The organism is Bradyrhizobium sp. USDA 4011, assembly GCF_054063415.1.
On the sequence record NZ_JBSSGG010000001.1, the window covers coordinates 5,937,032 to 5,955,064 of the forward strand.

14 protein-coding genes and 2 riboswitches are annotated in these 18,033 nt (G+C 60.2%); of the genes, 6 read left to right on the forward strand and 8 right to left on the reverse strand.

The window, feature by feature from the left end; genetic code table 11:
• Positions 1 to 131: 131 nt before the first annotated feature.
• The 7 genes from ACVW1C_RS28005 to metE form a co-directional block, all read right to left on the reverse strand.
• On the reverse strand, positions 132 to 566 hold the full coding sequence (locus tag ACVW1C_RS28005; protein WP_456761106.1) for an SET domain-containing protein: 435 nt from the start codon (positions 564 to 566) through the stop codon (positions 132 to 134).
• 597 nt (positions 567 to 1,163) lie between these two features.
• On the reverse strand, positions 1,164 to 1,370 hold the full coding sequence (locus tag ACVW1C_RS28010) for a hypothetical protein (protein ID WP_456761107.1): 207 nt from the start codon (positions 1,368 to 1,370) through the stop codon (positions 1,164 to 1,166).
• 79 nt (positions 1,371 to 1,449) lie between these two features.
• Positions 1,450 to 2,847, reverse strand: a complete 1,398-nt coding sequence (locus ACVW1C_RS28015) for a hypothetical protein (RefSeq protein ID WP_456761108.1) — start codon at positions 2,845 to 2,847, stop codon at positions 1,450 to 1,452.
• 808 nt (positions 2,848 to 3,655) lie between these two features.
• The gene (locus tag ACVW1C_RS28020) at positions 3,656 to 4,777 is read right to left on the reverse strand and encodes a type III polyketide synthase (RefSeq protein ID WP_456728231.1); all 1,122 of its coding nucleotides are present in this window, start codon (positions 4,775 to 4,777) and stop codon (positions 3,656 to 3,658) included.
• A gap of 1,278 nt (positions 4,778 to 6,055) precedes the next feature.
• Positions 6,056 to 6,334, reverse strand: coding sequence for a DNA -binding domain-containing protein (locus tag ACVW1C_RS28025; protein ID WP_456761109.1), 279 nt, complete (start codon positions 6,332 to 6,334; stop codon positions 6,056 to 6,058).
• Positions 6,335 to 6,741: 407 nt separating this feature from the next.
• Positions 6,742 to 6,945 (reverse strand): hypothetical protein, encoded by a 204-nt coding sequence (locus ACVW1C_RS28030; RefSeq protein ID WP_456761110.1) that lies wholly within the window; start codon positions 6,943 to 6,945, stop codon positions 6,742 to 6,744.
• An 18-nt stretch (positions 6,946 to 6,963) separates the two neighbouring features.
• Complete coding sequence (metE, locus tag ACVW1C_RS28035; RefSeq protein WP_456761111.1) at positions 6,964 to 9,309, reverse strand: 5-methyltetrahydropteroyltriglutamate--homocysteine S-methyltransferase; 2,346 nt, start codon at positions 9,307 to 9,309, stop codon at positions 6,964 to 6,966.
• A gap of 114 nt (positions 9,310 to 9,423) precedes the next feature.
• Positions 9,424 to 9,624, reverse strand: a riboswitch (cobalamin riboswitch).
• Positions 9,625 to 9,745: 121 nt separating this feature from the next.
• Positions 9,746 to 9,956, forward strand: a riboswitch (cobalamin riboswitch).
• Between the two features lie 114 nt (positions 9,957 to 10,070).
• On the opposite strand from metE, the gene ACVW1C_RS28040 reads away from it, so the two are divergent.
• The 3 genes from ACVW1C_RS28040 to ACVW1C_RS28050 all read left to right on the forward strand — a co-directional run bounded on the left by ACVW1C_RS28040 (position 10,071) and on the right by ACVW1C_RS28050 (position 14,482).
• Positions 10,071 to 12,950: a ribonucleoside-diphosphate reductase subunit alpha gene (locus tag ACVW1C_RS28040; RefSeq protein ID WP_456761112.1), complete on the forward strand. Its 2,880-nt coding sequence runs from the start codon at positions 10,071 to 10,073 to the stop codon at positions 12,948 to 12,950.
• Positions 12,951 to 12,964: 14 nt separating this feature from the next.
• A complete protein-coding gene (locus tag ACVW1C_RS28045; RefSeq protein ID WP_456761113.1) occupies positions 12,965 to 14,095 on the forward strand; it encodes a ribonucleotide-diphosphate reductase subunit beta in 1,131 nt (376 codons plus the stop codon).
• A gap of 219 nt (positions 14,096 to 14,314) precedes the next feature.
• The gene (locus ACVW1C_RS28050; protein ID WP_456728208.1) at positions 14,315 to 14,482 is read left to right on the forward strand and encodes a hypothetical protein; all 168 of its coding nucleotides are present in this window, start codon (positions 14,315 to 14,317) and stop codon (positions 14,480 to 14,482) included.
• Positions 14,483 to 14,826: 344 nt separating this feature from the next.
• Here the strand turns inward: ACVW1C_RS28050 and ACVW1C_RS28055 are convergent, their stop codons facing one another.
• Positions 14,827 to 15,258, reverse strand: coding sequence for a hypothetical protein (locus tag ACVW1C_RS28055; RefSeq protein ID WP_456728207.1), 432 nt, complete (start codon positions 15,256 to 15,258; stop codon positions 14,827 to 14,829).
• Positions 15,259 to 15,908: 650 nt separating this feature from the next.
• Between ACVW1C_RS28055 and ACVW1C_RS28060 the strand changes: the two genes are divergently transcribed.
• From ACVW1C_RS28060 to ACVW1C_RS28070, 3 genes are read left to right on the forward strand one after another with little or no spacing between them, the layout of a single operon-like run.
• The gene (locus ACVW1C_RS28060; protein ID WP_456728206.1) at positions 15,909 to 16,115 is read left to right on the forward strand and encodes a helix-turn-helix transcriptional regulator; all 207 of its coding nucleotides are present in this window, start codon (positions 15,909 to 15,911) and stop codon (positions 16,113 to 16,115) included.
• Entirely contained in the window at positions 16,115 to 16,798 is a 684-nt protein-coding gene (locus tag ACVW1C_RS28065; protein ID WP_456761114.1) for an RNA polymerase sigma factor, read from the forward strand. Before ACVW1C_RS28060 ends, ACVW1C_RS28065 begins: the two co-directional genes overlap by 1 nt.
• Before the next feature lie 18 nt (positions 16,799 to 16,816).
• Positions 16,817 to 17,947 carry an AAA family ATPase gene (locus ACVW1C_RS28070; protein WP_456763195.1) on the forward strand — a complete coding sequence of 377 codons (1,131 nt, stop codon included), beginning with the start codon at positions 16,817 to 16,819 and terminating at the stop codon, positions 17,945 to 17,947.
• The last annotated feature ends 86 nt before the right edge of the window (positions 17,948 to 18,033 follow it).

Here is an 18,033-nt window from a genome sequence, read left to right on the forward strand (position 1 = left end):
CGCCAAGGGACGTCGAACAAGACCGCGCTCACGATGATCTTCAACTCGCGTCGTCTCGATGGGAACAACCGCTGCCGAAACTATCCCCGGTGCCGATTCGCCGACGGAATCAACGTCGCCAGACCGCAAACTCAATCCAACGCCGCCTGGCGCCTTCCGGCCCCAGGATTCGGCGCTAGCTCTTTAACCCACGATAAGTCGCGCCTTGGATCGAAAGACAAGTAATCGCAAGTCAGTTCTTCACCAGGTTGTACGTCACGGGCCGTGAAAATTCGGCAATGATCGTCTTGATATGTGTTTGGCTGACTGCTGTGATTCATGAAACGGGCATTGTCAGCATTGTACTCTACAACACCATCATCAACATCGCGGTCTCTCGGATAGGCATGCTTGTCAAGTAAAGCTTGAAACGTTGGAGGTAGGGCTTCGTACTGTTCAGGCGTCACGGCAATGTCAACGATTGGATTATGAATCCAAACTAATGTGCCTTTAGGTAAAAGAGTAGCGGAGAAAAGTCCGATGCCGCCAAAGCGGTCTGGCTTCAAAATGGTTTCAACAATCAACACTGAAATAGCTCCAAAAGTGACTAACACCCAGCAAGCTAACTGACCTAGGTCCCGCAAATCTCCTGCAAGAATTGGCAGGGTCGTTTAATCGCGCCTCCGCCACAAGTTCGATTTTTCTTCGATCTCTGCATTGTTTTCGGTGCTGCTACTGTCAGATCAGGATCTCAGCGAACTGAGCGAGCGTCGGTGACCTAGTTGGAAGGATCTATGCACTGCTCTCAGAGGTCAGCGACTATCTGCCTCAAAAAATAGGGCATTGCTGGCCGGCTTTCCGCAGAGGCGCTGGATGCTGATGTCAAGAGCTATAACCAGGACACTGGCGTCGCGGCAACGTCGGCGCAGCACGGGCTCAGCTGCGGAAGTCGGTCGGCGCAAAAGCGACGGCGATCGCACCCGGTATCCGACCATTGCTGATCCCGAAGATACGGCACTAATAGACTCGAGGCGAATCGACGACGCTGCAGCACGGCGTTGGCCAGAGGAGCTGCGGAAGGCCACGACCAGGATGTGCATCTGGGTTGATGGACCACCAGAACCGTCATCAGTTGGCACCAATCAGTCGACTGGGGTTTCAATACGACGCAGGAAGCAGCCTCTTTACTCCGAGGATGCTTCCTTTATTTCGGGGCTTAGGAGGGCCTTACGAAGGGCAATGCCGCCAAACGTGCGGTCAAGAACACCGTAGGTTTTTCTTTGCAGCTTTGGCGGCCGGCTCTTCAATAACAAGACGCGATGGCCGTTCGGTTGAACGAGGAGTCGCTGAGCGATGATGCGCGCAAGTTCGTCGGGACGGGTAGCGCTCATCTGCACCGCCCATAAGGTCGCCAAGCTCGTAAGAGTCGCTGGAGCAAGCTGTCGTCCATTAACGAGCCCGATACCAGAGCTATCTGGACGGGCTCCTAGCGTCGGGAGTGTCCGTCGGCGCCATTCGTGGTTCATGGATGAGCCGAACGTCATTGGGCCCTCCCGGCCCCACGATGGCGAAGTAGCGCTCGCCGCGAATGTCGTATTGTTTTACCGGCTGCGTCGCGTCGGGCAACAGGCCCCAGCGGCCGAGCTTCGAGAGCATCGTGGCCGAGGCGGGTTGGGTGCCGTGCGAAAAATCCTCGGGAACGGCGAATGATGCAGCATAAACCTCGCGGGCCGCCGGAGATGTCGTCGCAGCCCTGGCGGACGACGGAGCGGCTTGCTCCATCGACCGTCCAAGCAGCGCTGGCGAGGCCCGATTCGCAGGCCGCGCGCTGGGCTGCGGAACGTTTTCCGGCCGAGATCCGAGACGAATGCCAGCGCCTGGCGGATTAAGCGGGGTGGTTCGCCTCATCTCCGCCGCGGGCACGAACAGCGCGGTGTAGCGGTCATTGTGAACCACGAAACGGGTGGGGCGGCTGTCCTGGCTCGCCGGGACGCTGCTACTGTCAAGGGCAGCAGGCGCGTGCTGGTCGCCGTGCCGCGAGTTAAAGGAACGAACGGCCTCTCCTAAATCCAGGGCTTGGTGATGGCGCGCGGTCGGCTCGCGAGAGGACGATGGGCCGGCGTCTTCCATCATCGCCCACAGCAGATCCTGAACGTAGTCTTCCGCGGGAAGGACGATCGGCGAACCGACCGCTGTCCCGAAAGGCGACGGTGCGCCGGCGTCTTCCATCAGCACACGAGCGACTGAATTGTCGGACTCGCTCAGCTGGCGCCCAATGGCATCCCCTTCCAGCTGATTTAGCGTCCTCTGCCTCTTCGCAGGCCTCAACTGCCCCGTGTAATCCTCACCCATGAGGACCTCGTGCCTTGAAAGGGGGCAGCTCCCTGTCAATTCGGTCGGAGCCGGCTGGTAGCTATCGCTCCGGCTGAAGTGATGCACGGCTCCGGGATCCGGTGCCTGGTGATCGCGCGCGGTTGGCATGAGAGACGATGCTAGGATGGCTTCGCCCATCATCCCTCGCAGCGGATCCTGACGGTGATGTTCCGCAGTCAGCTCGTTCGGCCAACCTAAAGCTTCCTGCGGCGCGCTGTGCTGCGCAGCGGTGCCCCCGAGGCGTCTGGTAACTGCGTCTTCAGGGCGGGCCCTATGGTGCCCAAGTTCCAACACCTCGGTGAGTCCACGGTCCTCGTCAGGCAGATGAGGGTAGTGATCTGAAGAAATAGGAATCCCTGCGACCGCACTGGTATCAAGCTGCGCCACCTCATCCAAGTACGGCTCAAACTCCGCTTGCTGCTGCGGTTGTGGCTCCGCGGCGTTGTGAGCAGCGCGATCTTGGCTGAATGGGTTGATGCTGTTAAATGGTTCCATGTCACCTCCCGTTTGAGTCGGTCGCGATCCCGAGCAGATGGTGTCGCTCTCTGTTCTCGCTCTATTAGGTTCAGCTGTCGACAAGCTGACGCACTTAGAGACTTAAGAGAGAGCCAAATTGGCTAGCCCCTGCCACATTCACCAGAGGGACGCGCCAAGGATGCCGGATTGCATTTTTCGGAAATACTGGCTGGGCTGAGCCGGAGCCGGCACGAACAGATTCTATTTTGAGTAGCATCATGGGACCTACAAAATCGGTCCCAAATAGAGTGTGTACTGAGCTGGTATGTGCTCTGACGATGCCGACCGGATGGTGCCCAAACTGAGGCGGAAGGCATGCTTTGCCGAGAAGGTCTGGAGGCTGGCCGCAAAGGATGAATCGGATCCAGCAATCTTGGCACGTGTCGCGGTGCGGACAGTGCAGGAATTTCTGCATCGATTGATGTGAAGGTGGACGTGACGTGCGACATGTTGGGTGTCGCCAGGAGCGGGCTTGAATTATTGCACTCGCAAGGCGTCATCCGTCGAACGGGCGAGGACCTGAAAATCGAGCAAAAGCGCTTTCCGGTCTTCAAGGCGATCAGGGCGGTGCATGAGCGATTAAACCGTGACGAAGTTTCGATATTGATCAACTCGCCGTCTGAGGTTACTTAAGAGGGAGAGCCGGATTGGCGCAGCAAATTCTGTAACTGCAAGCGGTCTTGCGGACGCTGCTGTGTGCCGTGGAACAGAGCTGATCAGCGGCAGCATCTCGGCCACGCAAGCGCTCAACAGCACCAAGCGATCAGTTTGGTGATGCCGATCACGACTAGGAAACCCGCTTCAATTGGTTGCCCGGCTGTTCGAGGTGGGCGGGCTTTGGCTGTGCTGCTTCCGTGTCAGCCCATTTCAGTAGCGTCAGTTCGGCTGAGAACCCTGGTCCGAAGGCGCCTAAGATACCGTATGATCCAGCCGCTTGCTCCTCATGCGCCAGCACGTGTTCCAGCACGAATAGCACAGTTGCGCTCGACATATTTCCATGAAGTCGAAGCGTCTCATAGCTGGAAAAAAAGCTCTCAGAGGACCTGCCGAGGCCCCGCTCACAAACTTCCAATACTTTTCTGCCGCCAGGATGAAAGATAAAGCTCCTTACTTGGCCAGGAAGGATGCCAGCCTCCGCGAGCAACGAGTCCATTGCACGTGGCATCAATTCCCTAATCATTGACGGAATGCGCTCGGAGACCACGACTTCAAATCCCGCGTCGCCAAAATGCCAGCCCATTAGAGAAGTCGAGTCCGGGTGAAGCAAACTCGTACTTCTCACGATATCCAGCTTGCCAGAACCGCTTTCAGCTGGCGCGATTAATAACGCGGCAGCACCATCTCCAAAGAGGCTTGAGGCGACAACGTTCTTTGGCGTGAGATCATTCGGTTGGAATGTAAGGGAAGTCAGTTCCACAGCAACGAGGAGAATGCGTTCGTTGGTAGCTCGGCAAAGGGCTCCTGCCAAACTAACTCCTGATGCTCCCCCAGCGCATCCGAGGCCAAAAATCGGCGTCCGTCCCACATCTGGTCGCAACCCGACCTTGAAGATCAGGTCCACGTCGAGACTAGGGGTCGCTATCCCTGTCGTCGAGACGAACAAAAGCCGATCGACTTGCTCGGGCTTAACCCCAGCCCGGTCGAGGCAGAGCATCGTCGCTTTGTACGCGAGCTCCTTCGCCCAATCCAAATATATCTGGTTGGTCTCACTTATGCGATGCTCGCCGAGAAGCCATTCGGGCGTAACACAAAAGAACCGCTGATCGACTAGCGCATGATCGAATACGGTAAGATATCTCTTCAGCTTCTCCATTCTGGATACGAAGTGGTGACCCGCTAAAGCCTTGAGCTCGGTCTGAGAGAACCGAAACGGTGGCAAAGCCGTCCCAACAGCCAAAATTCTGGACATCAGTGCCTCTTGTCGTTCGACATGGATTCACACCAACAAGGACGCCCGCGACATCCAGCCGTCAGCTTTCACGTGGACCAAGCCGACGTTGATGTTCTGCCCAACGCGGGCAGTTCCTACGGGCAGCTCGTTGGAAAAGCCTGCGATTCCGGTTGAGCAAAAACCAACGAGCGGAGGGCCATGGGCACGCAATCGTACTCAGCGCTGGCGGCCAAGGGGGCAGAAAAGAAGACTTATGTCCACGCCTGCTGCACAGCCCTGTTGGCCCTCGCTGCCGTTGACGAGCGGCAGCTGAGTCGCAAGGTCGCAGGTCTGATATTTATTGATGACGACCGCAGTAGCGCCTGTTGCGTACAGGAGGACGTCAATCCAGGCGTCACCGAGTGGGTCGTTAACGGGGCTACAGGTAACAAGTTTGCGTTCATCCTGAAGGCCCGGCAGAATGAGTCTAGCGTTAGAGCCGTCGGGACTGGCGCAGTGCCGTTCATCGCGATTCCAAACACCGAGTTGGCGATCTGCCAGCGGAAGCCGATTTCACCGCCGGCCGGACTTCCTGTTGGATTAGGATACGTCAGGGCAGGAGATGGCGCACGGACCACATCTGCCGCGTTGCCGAGTTCCCAACGTCGACGGCCATCACCGCGATTGAGACCGATATCAGAACCGCTTCGCTCGCAGAGCGGCGCGGCCAGACTGGCGACAGTTGCGACCAGCAAGACGATGACTATCGTGCCCAGGAGCAGCCGTTTCATTCTTCTCGACCCAATCCGAGGTCAACGTTCTTGAGAGGTTCATAGACGCGGATGCATGCCATGTGGCTATCTTCTTGATCAACTGATCAGGTTGGTAGGCGACTGGAAATAGTGTGTCCGCCTCTGCGAATGAATGGCTCGTGTTCTTCTGTGCGAACTCATATGAGTTCGTCGCGACCAAGCCGTGTTGCCATCGTCGATAGGCCTGTCAGGCATCGGATACACTGACGGAATTTCGCGTAGCTGACATGTCGGAGGAAATCGGCTCGGGTCGTCGCCAAGCATTTAGGCGATGCCCGCCATGAGCCGTGAGCCTTTCAGGAACCAGTTATCCGCAACGCCGCCGGAACAGGTGCCTAGGCCGCAAGGGCTCACAGTAAAGGCATTCCCATCCATGCTTGGGCGCACCCGGGGACAGTGATTGTTTTGCTTATTGGAGCTCAATTAATTGAGTCGGCTCTTTGAAGGCCGATATTCGGGTTCCGCCGGCTTGACGCGTCATGGGTTGCGAGGTGGATCCACTCGTCTAGTTCCGAGCGTCACTGCGGAGAAGCTGACGATAACCGTCATCTGCTATCCACTTTGCCCGAGCGAGATGGCTGTCAAAAGCGCGACGCGCCCGATCCCAGTCTTGAGCAGGGTCAACGTGAAGAACAACGCGCGCTACCTCGCGCCAATCTGCAGCTTCAGCATCAGCGTCAAGCAGCCGCCAGTATGTAGCCAAGTGCTCCTGGTCATAGACGGTCAGGCTCGCACCCAATGGTGCAATGTCATCGACGGTCAAATCGAGCAGCGGTTCCTGCACTGAAAGGTCTCCATGGGCAGCTTTAGGGGCGCGACGAAGGGATCGTCGCGAGCTTGGTGCGCAGTCGCAGTATCCTCCGATTGTGGAATAGTTTTGGTGATGCCACATCAGGTGATGCGCTTTACGCAACGACATCTGAAATGCTTCACTGTTGCACCCTTATTGTCACTGTACTGAATGGCCGACTTGGCATGCCATCGATCATGAGCTTGGGAGGCGCAGGAAGCGCTCTATGCAGCAATCGCGCGCGATGGCGGCACGCATGGTGCCGTCGAGCTGATGCAGACACGCGCCGAGCTCTATGCCACAATCGGCCTGCATGAGTACGAGGCGCTCGACGCCTCGATGTTCAGACCATCATTCCCGAAGGCATGCCGCAGCGGCGCTAGCAGCCGGACAAGCGGCGCTCAGGAGCGCCGCTCACCGGACTCACCGAGGTGAAGCGCCAGAATTTCTTCCGGCGTTTCATTCACCTCGATGATCTGTGCGTTGCTGCCGACGAATTCCAGGATCGTCTTCTCGCCCTCGCGCGACATCCCGCCGACCAGCGAGATGTTCACATAGTAGGGATCCGCTTTGCCAAAGCGGGTGCATTTGATCCAGAATTGCATCGGCAGTCTCCGTAAGTGTCAGGACGCCACCCGCAAGGCGTGCGCAGCAGCGACCATGTTGACGAGGGCAGGGCGGACCTCTTCCCATTTGCGGGTCTTCAGGCCGCAATCCGGGTTGATCCAGAGCTGGCTGTCGGACAGCCGCTGGCGCGCCAGCTTGAGCAGCTCGGTCATCTCGTTGATCTCAGGCACGCGCGGCGAGTGGATGTCGTAGACACCGGGACCGATCTCGTTCGGATAACGGTAGTTCCGGAATGCATCCAGCAGCTCCATCTTCGAGCGCGAGGTCTCGATCGAGATCACATCGGCGTCCATCGCGCCGATCGCGTCGATGATGTCGTTGAACTCGGAGTAGCACATGTGGGTGTGGATCTGGGTCTCGTCGCGGACGCCCGACGAGCAGATGCGGAAGCATTCCACCGCCCAGTCTAGATAGGTCGTCCACTCCGAACGGCGCAGCGGCAGGCCTTCGCGCAGCGCCGCCTCGTCGATCTGGATCATGCCCGCGCCGGCACCTTCGAGGTCGGCGACCTCGTCGCGGATCGCAAGCGCGATCTGCCGGCAGGCTTCGCTGCGCGGGATGTCGTCGCGAACGAATGACCAATTTAGGATCGTGACCGGGCCGGTCAGCATCGCCTTCATCGGCTTTTTGGTCAGCGACTGCGCGTATTGCCACCATTCGACCGTCATCGGCTTCGGGCGCGACACGTCGCCGAACAGGATCGGCGGCCGGACGTAGCGCGAGCCGTAGGATTGCACCCAGGCATGCTCGGTGAATACGAAGCCGGAGAGCTGCTCGCCGAAATACTGCACCATGTCGTTGCGCTCGAACTCGCCATGCACGAGCACATCGAGGCCGACGGCTTCCTGCCAGCGCACAGTCTCTGCCGTCTGCTCCTGCAGGAAGGCCTTGTAGCTGGCGTCGCTCAGGCTGCCCTTGGCATGCGCGGCGCGCGACTTGCGGACCTCGGGCGTCTGCGGGAACGAGCCGATGGTGGTGGTCGGGAACGCCGGCAGATTGAACCGCGCGCGCTGCACTTCGGTTCGTTCCTCGAAGGAGCTGGCACGGCCGCGCATCGCGGTGTCAATGCCAGCCATGCGCTGTGCGACCTTCGCGTCGTGTATCCGTGGCGAGGTCTTGCGCGCAGCGGCAGCTGCGTCGGACGCCTTCAGCGTCGGCGCGATCGAATTGTGGCCGCTCGCAAGCGCGGTGCCGAGCGCGGCCAGTTCCTCCATCTTCTGCACCGAGAAGGCGAGCCAGCTCTTGACCTCGGCGTCGAGCTTCGCTTCGAGGGCAAGATCGATCGGCACGTGCAGCAGCGAGCAGGAGGGCGCGATCTGCACGCGGTTCTTGCCGAGCTTCGCGACGACCGGTTCCAGTCGGTTGAGCAGCTTGCTGAGATCGGCGCGCCAGGTGTTGCGGCCGTCGAGCACGCCGAGCGAGACGACGCGCTCAGCGGGCAGGTGGGCGAGGTCATCGAGCTGCTCGGGCGCGCGCACCAAGTCGAAATGCAGGCCGGCGACGGGAAGCGTGAACGCAGTGTCGCGGTTTGCGCCGAGGCTGCCGAAATAGCTCGCCAGCATGATCTTGATCTGCGGCACCGCCTTGGCGATCTCGCCATAGGCGCGACGCAGCGCATCGTGGGCGGTATCGTCGAGATCGAGCGCCAGGCAGGGCTCGTCGATCTGCGCCCATTCGGCGCCGCGGCGGGCAAGCTCGCGCAGTACCTCGATATAGACCGGAAGCAGGCGGTCCAGCAGCGACAGCGGTTCGAAGCCGGCGTCCTTGCTCTTGGCGAGTTTCAGGAAAGTAACCGGGCCGACCAGCACCGGTCGGGTCTGGTAACCGAGGGCCTTGGCTTCCTCATATTCCTCGATCGGCTTGCGTGAGGCGAGGCGGAACTGCTGATCTGCAGAGAGTTCGGGCACCATGTAGTGGTAGTTGGTGTCGAACCACTTGGTCATCTCCTGCGCCGGTACGCCATGACCTTGGCTATGGTGCGCGTGACCGCACGACGCGTCATGCGCGCTACCTTCAGCGCCGCGCGCCATCGCAAAATAGGTCGCAAGCGGCACCGGGCCGCTGCTCCAGCCATAGATGGCCGGGATCGCGCCGACCATCACCGAGGTATCGAGCACCTGGTCGTAGAACGAGAAGTCGTTCGACGGGATCACCGAGACGCCGAGCTTTTTCTGGCGTGCCCAGTTGGCGGCGCGCAGACCGACGCCGGTCTCGATCAGCGTCTTTTCGTTTGTCGCGCCGGCCCAGAAGCTTTCCAGCGCAAGCTTGAGTTCACGGCGCGGACCGATCCGCGGCGTGCCGAGAGTCGCAACAGCAAGTGAGGAGGTAGATGTGGAAGACATTGGCTTAACCCCAAAAGTTGGGGGCAAAGGCCGTAGTGACACGTCTGGACTCCGCAAGACGCGGGAAAAGCGCGTGCGGGGTCGCAACCGCACCACCGGGACACCCCGCCCGAGGACGTTCATGTTGTCGAGGCAGGTCTCCTGGCTCGCGGGTCCTAGCTGTCGTCTGGCCTTCCCGAAGCTTTCGCCTCAGTGGCTTTGAGTGGACGACAACTCGCCGCTTACAGTTGCGGGGGCAGCGCCGGCATTGTACCGGCTTCCCTCTTAGCTCCGGGAGAAAGTGCCTCTCGGAGAACCACGACGCCGCCACTTATCGGCAACTTCGCGTGGCCGTCAACTCGGGCGGCATCACGTGTGATCGAGCGACATTGTTCACATCATCAACAGGCGCCATCTGCATTTTCTGGCGACCCATTGACACAGTGTGCCAAATCACACCAGATATAGTTGTTACGGTCCGTCATGCCGCAAAGCATGGTGGCTAAGAGGGAAGCCGGTGATCTCACCGAAAATCCGGCACTGCCCCCGCAACTGTAAGCAGCGAGTTGTTCCCGAAATCACGTCACTGATGCGTCGTCCGCATCGGGAAGACACGGGAGCGACGACGACCTGCGAGTCAGGAGACCTGCCGTAACACCGAAATTACGTCCACGGGCGGGGTGTCCCGGCGGTCGCTTGCACAGCCATGCCGGTGCGTTGCCGCCGGGATGATGCAGCGTCCCCTGACATCCGGCCCCAACAAACGTCACGGGGTCTGCACGATGTCACTCTCTCTCGATCGCGAAACAAAGCCAGCGCCACTCATCCTGCTGCGTCCGGAAGTGCTTGCCGCGCCGGAGGCCGCTCCTCCGATGCAGGTGATCCGCCGCAATGGCACGGTGTCGAAATTCGACGCCAGCAAGATCTCGGTTGCGATGACCAAGGCGTTCCTGGCGGTCGAGGGGCACACCGCCGCCGCATCGCGCCGCGTCCATGAGGTTGTCGAGCAGCTCACCGCCGAGGTCCTCAGTGCGCTGACGCGTCGCATGAGCGAAGGTCGCACCTTCCACATCGAGGACGTGCAGGACCAGGTCGAGCTCGCGCTGATGCGGAGCGAGCACCATAAGGTGGCGCGCGCCTATGTGCTGTATCGTGAGGAGCGCACGAGGCAGCGCGCTGAGCAGGACGCGGCGAGGGCGGTGGCCCAGCCTGTGGCCGGGCCGGCCATTCACATCACATTGCCGAACGGTAGCGAGGTGCCGCTCGACCACGCCCGGCTGGCGCTGATCATCAACGAGGCCTGCGCCGGCCTCGATGGCGTCGATGCTGCGCCCCTGATCGCCGAGACCCAGCGCAACATCTATGACGGCATCAGCCAGGATGAACTGGCGCTCGCCTCCGTGATGGCCGCGCGCACCCTGGTGGAGCAGGAGCCGAACTACACCTATGTCAGCGCGCGCCTCTTGCTCGACAAGCTGCGCACCGAGGTGTTGTCCTATGTGCTTGATATGCCGACCAGCGCCTCGCAGGCCGACATGGCGAGCCGCTATGCCGAGTATTTCCCGGCCTATATCAAGACCGGGATCAAGGCCGAACTGCTCGATGTCGAACTCGGCCGCTTCGATCTGGCGCGGCTTGCGGCGGCGATGAAGCCGGAACGCGATCTGTCGTTCCAGTTCCTCGGGCTGCAAACGCTGTATGACCGCTATTTCCTGCACGTTCGGGGCAACCGCATCGAGCTGCCGCAGGCATTCTTCATGCGCGTTGCGATGGGTCTGGTGCTGCGCGAGATCGACCGCGAGGGGCGCGCGATCGAGTTCTACAATCTCTTGTCGTCGTTCGACTTCATGGCTTCGACGCCGACCCTGTTCAATTCTGGCACGCAGCGGCCGCAGCTCTCATCGTGCTTCCTCACCACCGTGGCTGACGATCTCGACGGCATCTTCAAGTCGATCAAGGATAACGCGCTGCTGGCGAAATATTCCGGCGGGCTCGGCAATGACTGGACCCGCGTCCGCGGGCTCGGCGCGCACATCAAAGGCACCAATGGCGAGAGCCTGGGCGTGGTGCCGTTCCTCAAGGTCGCCAACGACACCGCGATCGCGGTGAACCAGGGCGGCAAGCGCAAGGGCGCGGTCTGCGCCTATCTCGAGACCTGGCACGTCGACATCGAGGAATTCCTCGATCTGCGCAAGAACACCGGCGATGACCGCCGCCGCACCCACGATATGAACACCGCGAACTGGGTGCCCGATTTGTTCATGCAGCGCGTCGAGGCTGACGGCGAGTGGACGCTGTTCTCGCCCGACGAGACGCCGGACCTGCACGATCTCTACGGCAAGCCGTTCGCCGAACGCTACGCCCATTACGAGGCCAAGGCCGCGCGCGGCGAGATGCGAGTGTTCAAGCAGATTCGCGCCGTCGATCTCTGGCGCAAGATGCTGACCATGCTGTTCGAGACCGGCCATCCCTGGATCACCTTCAAGGACCCGTCCAATCTGCGCTCGCCGCAGCGCCATGCCGGCGTGATCCACTCCTCGAACCTCTGCACCGAGATCACGCTGAACACGTCTGACGACGAGACTGCGGTGTGCAATCTCGGCTCGATCAACCTCGCCAACCACATACAGGACGGCAAGCTCAACGACGCCAGGCTGAAGGCCACAGTGACGACCGCGATGCGGATGCTCGACAACGTCATCGACATCAACTTCTACACCATCCCGGAGGCGCGCCGCTCCAATCTGCGGCACCGCCCGGTCGGTCTCGGCCTGATGGGCTTCCAGGATGCGCTGCATGCGCTGCGGATCGCGGTGGCGTCGGACGCGGCGGTTGCCTTCGCCGATATCAGCATGGAGGCAATCTCCTACCATGCGATCTGGGCCTCCAGCGATCTCGCCGCCGAGCGCGGCCGCTATCCCTCGTTCGAGGGCTCGCTGTGGAGCCAGGGCATCCTGCCGATCGATTCGATCGACTTCGTTGCCGACGCCCGTGGCGGCGTCGCAATGGATCGCACCTCGACGCGTGACTGGGCGATTCTGCGCAGCCGCGTCACGTCGGTCGGTATGCGCAACTCCAATGTGATGGCGATCGCGCCGACCGCGACGATCTCCAACATCTGCGGCGTCGCCCAGTCGATCGAGCCCGCCTACCAGAATCTCTATGTCAAATCCAACATGTCCGGCGACTTCACGGTCGTGAACGACTATCTGGTGCGCGACCTCAAGGCGCGCGGGCTGTGGGACGAGGTGATGGTCAACGACCTGAAATATTTCGACGGCAGCGTCGGCTCCATCGACCGCATCCCCGACGACCTCAAGGCACTCTACGCGACCGCGTTCGAGATCGACTCGAGCTGGCTGCTCGAGGCGGCGGCGCGGCGGCAGAAATGGATCGACCAGGCGCAGTCGCTCAACCTCTATATTGCCAATCCCTCCGGCAAGAAGCTCGACGCGCTGTATCGTCTGGCGTGGTCGCTGGGACTGAAGACCACCTACTACCTGCGTTCGCGTAGCGCGACGCATGTCGAGAAATCGACGCTGAAGGGCACCGACGGCAAGCTCAATGCGGTGTCGTCGGCGGCGCTGGCCTCGCCGGCGCCGGACCTCTCGGGCGCCATCGCCTGCTCGATCGACAATCCCGACTGCGAAGCCTGCCAGTAAGAAGGATCAAGAACATGCTCGACTGGTCAGAGACCGCCGCCACCGCCAAGAAAGCACCGCCGCCCTTCGCGGCGGCGCCTGCCGCATCGACCGAGGCCGCCGGCCTCGGTACCGTCGACCGCCATAGCGGCCGCGTCTCGGTCGACGAGAAGCGGATGATCAACTGCCGCGCCGACGTCAACCAGCTTCTGCCGCTGAAATACAAATGGGCGTGGGAGAAATATCTCGCCGGCTGCAACAATCACTGGATGCCGACCGAGGTTTCGATGCAGGCCGACATCGCGCTGTGGAAGTCGCGCGACGGCCTCACCGAGGACGAGCGCCGCGCCATCAAGCGCAATCTCGGTTTCTTCGCGGCCTCCGAGAGCCTGGTCGCCAACAACATCGTGCTGGCGATCTACCGCCACCTCACCAATCCGGAGTGCCGGCAATATCTGCTGCGCCAGGCCTTCGAGGAGGCGGTGCACACCCACACCTTCCAGTACATCGTCGAAAGCCTCGGCCTCGACGAGGGCGAGCTGTTCAACATGTACCGCGAGGTGCCCTCGATTACCGACAAGGCGGTGTGGGCGATCAAGCACACCCAGCATCTCGACGATCCCGACTTCAAGACCGGCACGCCGGCCGCCGATCGGGCGTTTCTGCGCGACCTCGTCGCCTTCTACGTGATCTTCGAGGGCATGTGGTTCTATACCGGCTTCGCCCAGATCCTCTCGCTCGGCCGCCGCAATAAAATGGTTGGGATCGCCGAGCAGTATCAATACATCCTGCGCGACGAGAGCATTCATCTGAACTTCGGCATCGACGTCATCAACCAGATCAAGATCGAGAACCCGCATCTGTGGACGTCCACGTTCCAGGACGAGGTCCGTGGCATGATCCGCGAGGCCGCCGAACTCGAGGCCGCTTACGGCCGCGATACGATGCCGCGCGGCTTCCTCGGGCTGAACGCGGGGTTGTGCGAGCAGTACATGCACTTCATCGCCAACCGGCGCTGCGCCCAGATCGGGCTGACGCCGGTGTTCGCGGAGGCGGAGAACCCGTTCCCGTGGATGTCGGAAGCGATGGATTTGAAGAAGGAGAAGAACTTCTTCGAGACCCGCGTGATCGAATACCAGAACGGCGGAGCGCTCAGCTGGGATTGAACGTCAATCTTGATCGTTGACCGTGAATGGGGGAGCCGCCGACCCATCATTGGCGCGAACCCGTGCATCAATCGCCCTTGGTCGGCAGCGGAACTGTCGTCCAAGGACTGCGAATTGTAAGGGCTGGCGGCAGGTCGGCTAAACGATTCCGCAAGGGACCTGCGATGAGGCTGCTTACGGGTGACGTGGTGTCACACCCACAATCGCATAGGAGTGACTATGGAAAAATTCGTCAACATCGAGGATCAGGCCAGCGATCTCCGCAGGCGGCTAGAGCAGCTTGAATCCGGAATATTTCGGGTCGGCAAAATTGACGACAATGGCCTACCGATCGATCAAACAAGGTATCAGATTGAGTTCATCAAGAGCGTGCTCGACGTGATCTAGCTAGCGGACCCAGAGACGAGGGACCGCCAAACCGCAAGGTTGACGGTCCCGGCCGCACGCGCCGTCAAAAATGCCCGTTCACCGATCATCCCGTTGCACCATCGAGTCCCTGACCTGGTCTAACCCTTGTCGAACGTGAGGACAGATAGAACCAACGCTGTTGTGCTTGCAGTAACGTCTATTTCGCTTTGCGGGAAGGCGAAAGATTTTGCTGCTCCGCCGCCCTCAACGTGAGCTTCGATCCCGCACTCGGGGCATTTCAACACGTCAGGTTCGCTATGCACGTTCGCACTCCTTCGGTAGCTGCGCATCACGGGTGTGGATAGTCAATCATCGCGGGAAGATCACCGATATGCCATCAGATTCTCAACAACCCTGTCCGGAACGACTGCAGGATCGGGAATAGGACGGGATGGGCTAGCCGGATATCGGGCCAGGTGAGGCTTATGTACGTCGCTCAACTCCGTGATGTCTCCCGCCAAACCATCGTGATCTGGTAGCCCGCAATCGACCGCGGTCTGATACCAGGCTTCCAAGTCGTGGTTCGCCGGGCGGCGCGCCGGAGCCTTGCCTCCAGACTCCACTGCGTTGAGGACAAACGCTTTGAGCGCAAGTTCAATGGCGTGCGTCAGGAGGGAAAGTCGCGGCCAGTTGGGTTGCCCGTTGACATAGCTGGCCTGAGGATATCCTGCATCTCGAAACACCATCGCCCGGTGCAGGTACTGCTGCGCCTCCGATCCGGAAGGCGTCTGGACTGGAAACATCGGCGGGTTCACGGGAAGGGTTCCTCTGAGGGCAATCTCGGGGACAAACGCACCCCTAAAGGGCCACCACGGACAAGGCCGAACCGAGAACGGCCTGGACTCATTTCCTCTGAGCGAACGCTATACCCGAGGCGGGTTGAAGTGCGGGTGAAGTTTCGGAATTGTCCAAAAACCCGGGAAAAACACTTGATTTGGCGGAAGGGGTGTCTTCCATATATCGCTGTAATTGTTGTAATTTTTCTTCCTTGTGTAAATTCTCCACGTGGCTCTCCACGTCGACTAGGCGAAACGTGGGGAGGGGGCTCCTAGTTTATTTTTTCTCTCAAAAGCTACAGCCTAAAGCACGGTTCGGGTGTTGAACACATGTATCGCTCACGGCTGCATCGGGAAGTTTGAGGGAGAAATAGTCGACAGATTGTCCAAGTCTGTGTTTCTCTAACCCTGCCGCCGATACGCGGCACACGACGTTATCTCGCGCAGTCGAGAAGTCTCACAGCACCCATTGGGTGTAGACAGGTGTGGGGCCGAGAAATCAGCGCAGCATTCTGACGGGGAAACTCCGCGTCGGACACGGCCAGACAGCCAACCAACATCGAAAACGTCCGTTCGTGGCCGCTGGCAGCCAAACGCCTCCGCGCGCCCAATCCTTGGAGTCTGCCCCAATGACTGCCCCTCTACTCTCAATGGCCGACATGCGCGCCCGCTATGGGACAAACGGCAAACCGGCCAGCCGAACCTACATCTATCACTGCGAGGAAACCGGCGACCTTCCGCGATCCGTCCTCGTTGGCGGCAAACGCTTCTGGCGACTGGCTGACGTGACCGCCTTGGAAGAGAAGCGCTTTGCCGCAGCTCGTGAGGTGGTGTGATGGCATCAATCACCCGGCAGCATTTCGAATCCGAACTGGTTCGTTCACAGCCTCTTCTCCGTTCCGCAGCTCGCGGACTGTGCGCGCGTCAACCGAACGCGGAAGACACCGCCCACGAAATTCTACAGGACACCAATCTGCGCGCCCTAGAATCCCGCGATCAATTCCATGGCGGTAGCGTACCCTGTTGGCTATACGCTCTCACGCGAAACCTGTTTCGGGACTACCTTCGTAAACGCGGTCGCATTCACAAGCGTGAGGTATCTCACGCGGACCTGCCGCGCGTCGCAGATCGCGACGGCTCCGGCGAGGATGGCTCTCTCACATATGATGCATATCCCGACGCGGACGACCCTCACGGGAAGCTCGAAGCGACCCAAGTCGTCGAGGCCATCGGCCGCATGTCCGAACACACCGCAAGTGCTCTGGTGCAGGCAGGCGTTATTATGCGGGAGTGGCAGCAGATGCCGGTAGAGCATCTTGCGTCATTCTTCGCAGCGTGGGATGGGGCTGGCGACTTCGTCGAAGGCAAGCCGCGATCCGGCGAATACGATAAGCGGCAGACCGCCCGCGAGTGGCTGAAGAACCAGGGCCTCAGCAAGGCGTCGACCGGCGAAGCATTCGGCGCGGTCGTCGATGAGGACGAAGAGCGTTCAGACGGGCAGACCGAAACGACTCATTGATACGATAATGCGATCAGCATTCCCGTTGATCTCGACATCAATAGGCTGCCTCCGCGCCCGTATCTGTACGCCAAGTACTTGATGCGCGGGCACGTCACGTTGCTATCTGCGGCCGGTGGCATTGGCAAATCCGCATGGACGCTAGACGCGGCGATAGACATCGCGTGCGGGGTCAACCACTTGGGAGCTGGCGAGTTCAAGCCGCGTAAGGTTCTCGTCTACAACGGTGAGGACGATCAGGACGAGATGCTGAGGCGTGTCGGCGCGCAGTTTACACACCACAACTTCACGCCCGAAATGCGCGCGTTGGTACGGGAGAACTTGACGATTATCAGCGGCGTCAGGGCATCGATGCGGCTCGCGGAATACAGAGATGGGCGCGTCGTTCTTAACGATAAAGCCTTTAAGAAACTAGCAGAGCTTATCGAAGCGCGCGGTATCGACATCTTAATTCTCGACCCTCTGGTTGCGCTGCACTCAATCCCCGAGAACGCAAACTCGGAGATGAACGCCGTCATGACCCGATTCAAGAATCTCGCGGCGACGAAGCTGATTGCGTTGCTGCTCGCGCACCATGACAAAAAGAACATTGGCGGAAAGGGACTTGATGACGCCAATCAGGACGACGCCCGTGGAGCGGGAACGATAACGACACCTGTGCGCGTCGTTCTCAACATGCGGAGGCTTAGCAAAAAGGATACTCAGACGTGGCGCATCCCGCCTGATGACGCACCGCATATCATTGCGCTGTCAGCCGGGGCGAAGAGCAACTACAGCGCCCGCGATGTCGTTCCAAAGCTCTTTCGTGCCCACTCCGTACAAGCCGAAAACGGCACGGATGAGTTCGCGGCGGACAGCACGGTCGCGCTTGCGGTGTACAACCCACCGAAGCGAGAGGACGTGGGAATCGGCGATGACGCTACGCTCACAGTCCTAGCCGCGCTCGATGGCAGTGAGCCGGTCGGTTCGGACACGCGACATGCTAACTGGATCGGACGCCTGATCGCGGACGCGGCCGGGTGGGACATTGACGCCAAGCATGTTCGGGAGAGCATCCGTGAGATTATCGCCAACTGGACAGCTCGCGGCTGGATCACTGAAGCCATCTCGGAGGCCAGCGGGAAGGGGTCGGAGCGGCGCAAGTTTTAAAGGTCTACAAGCGCGGTGCGTCGCGCCCTGCGCCGCGTGTGTACGAGTTCGACCCGGTCGACGATGAGGACGAAGCGGCGTAACGG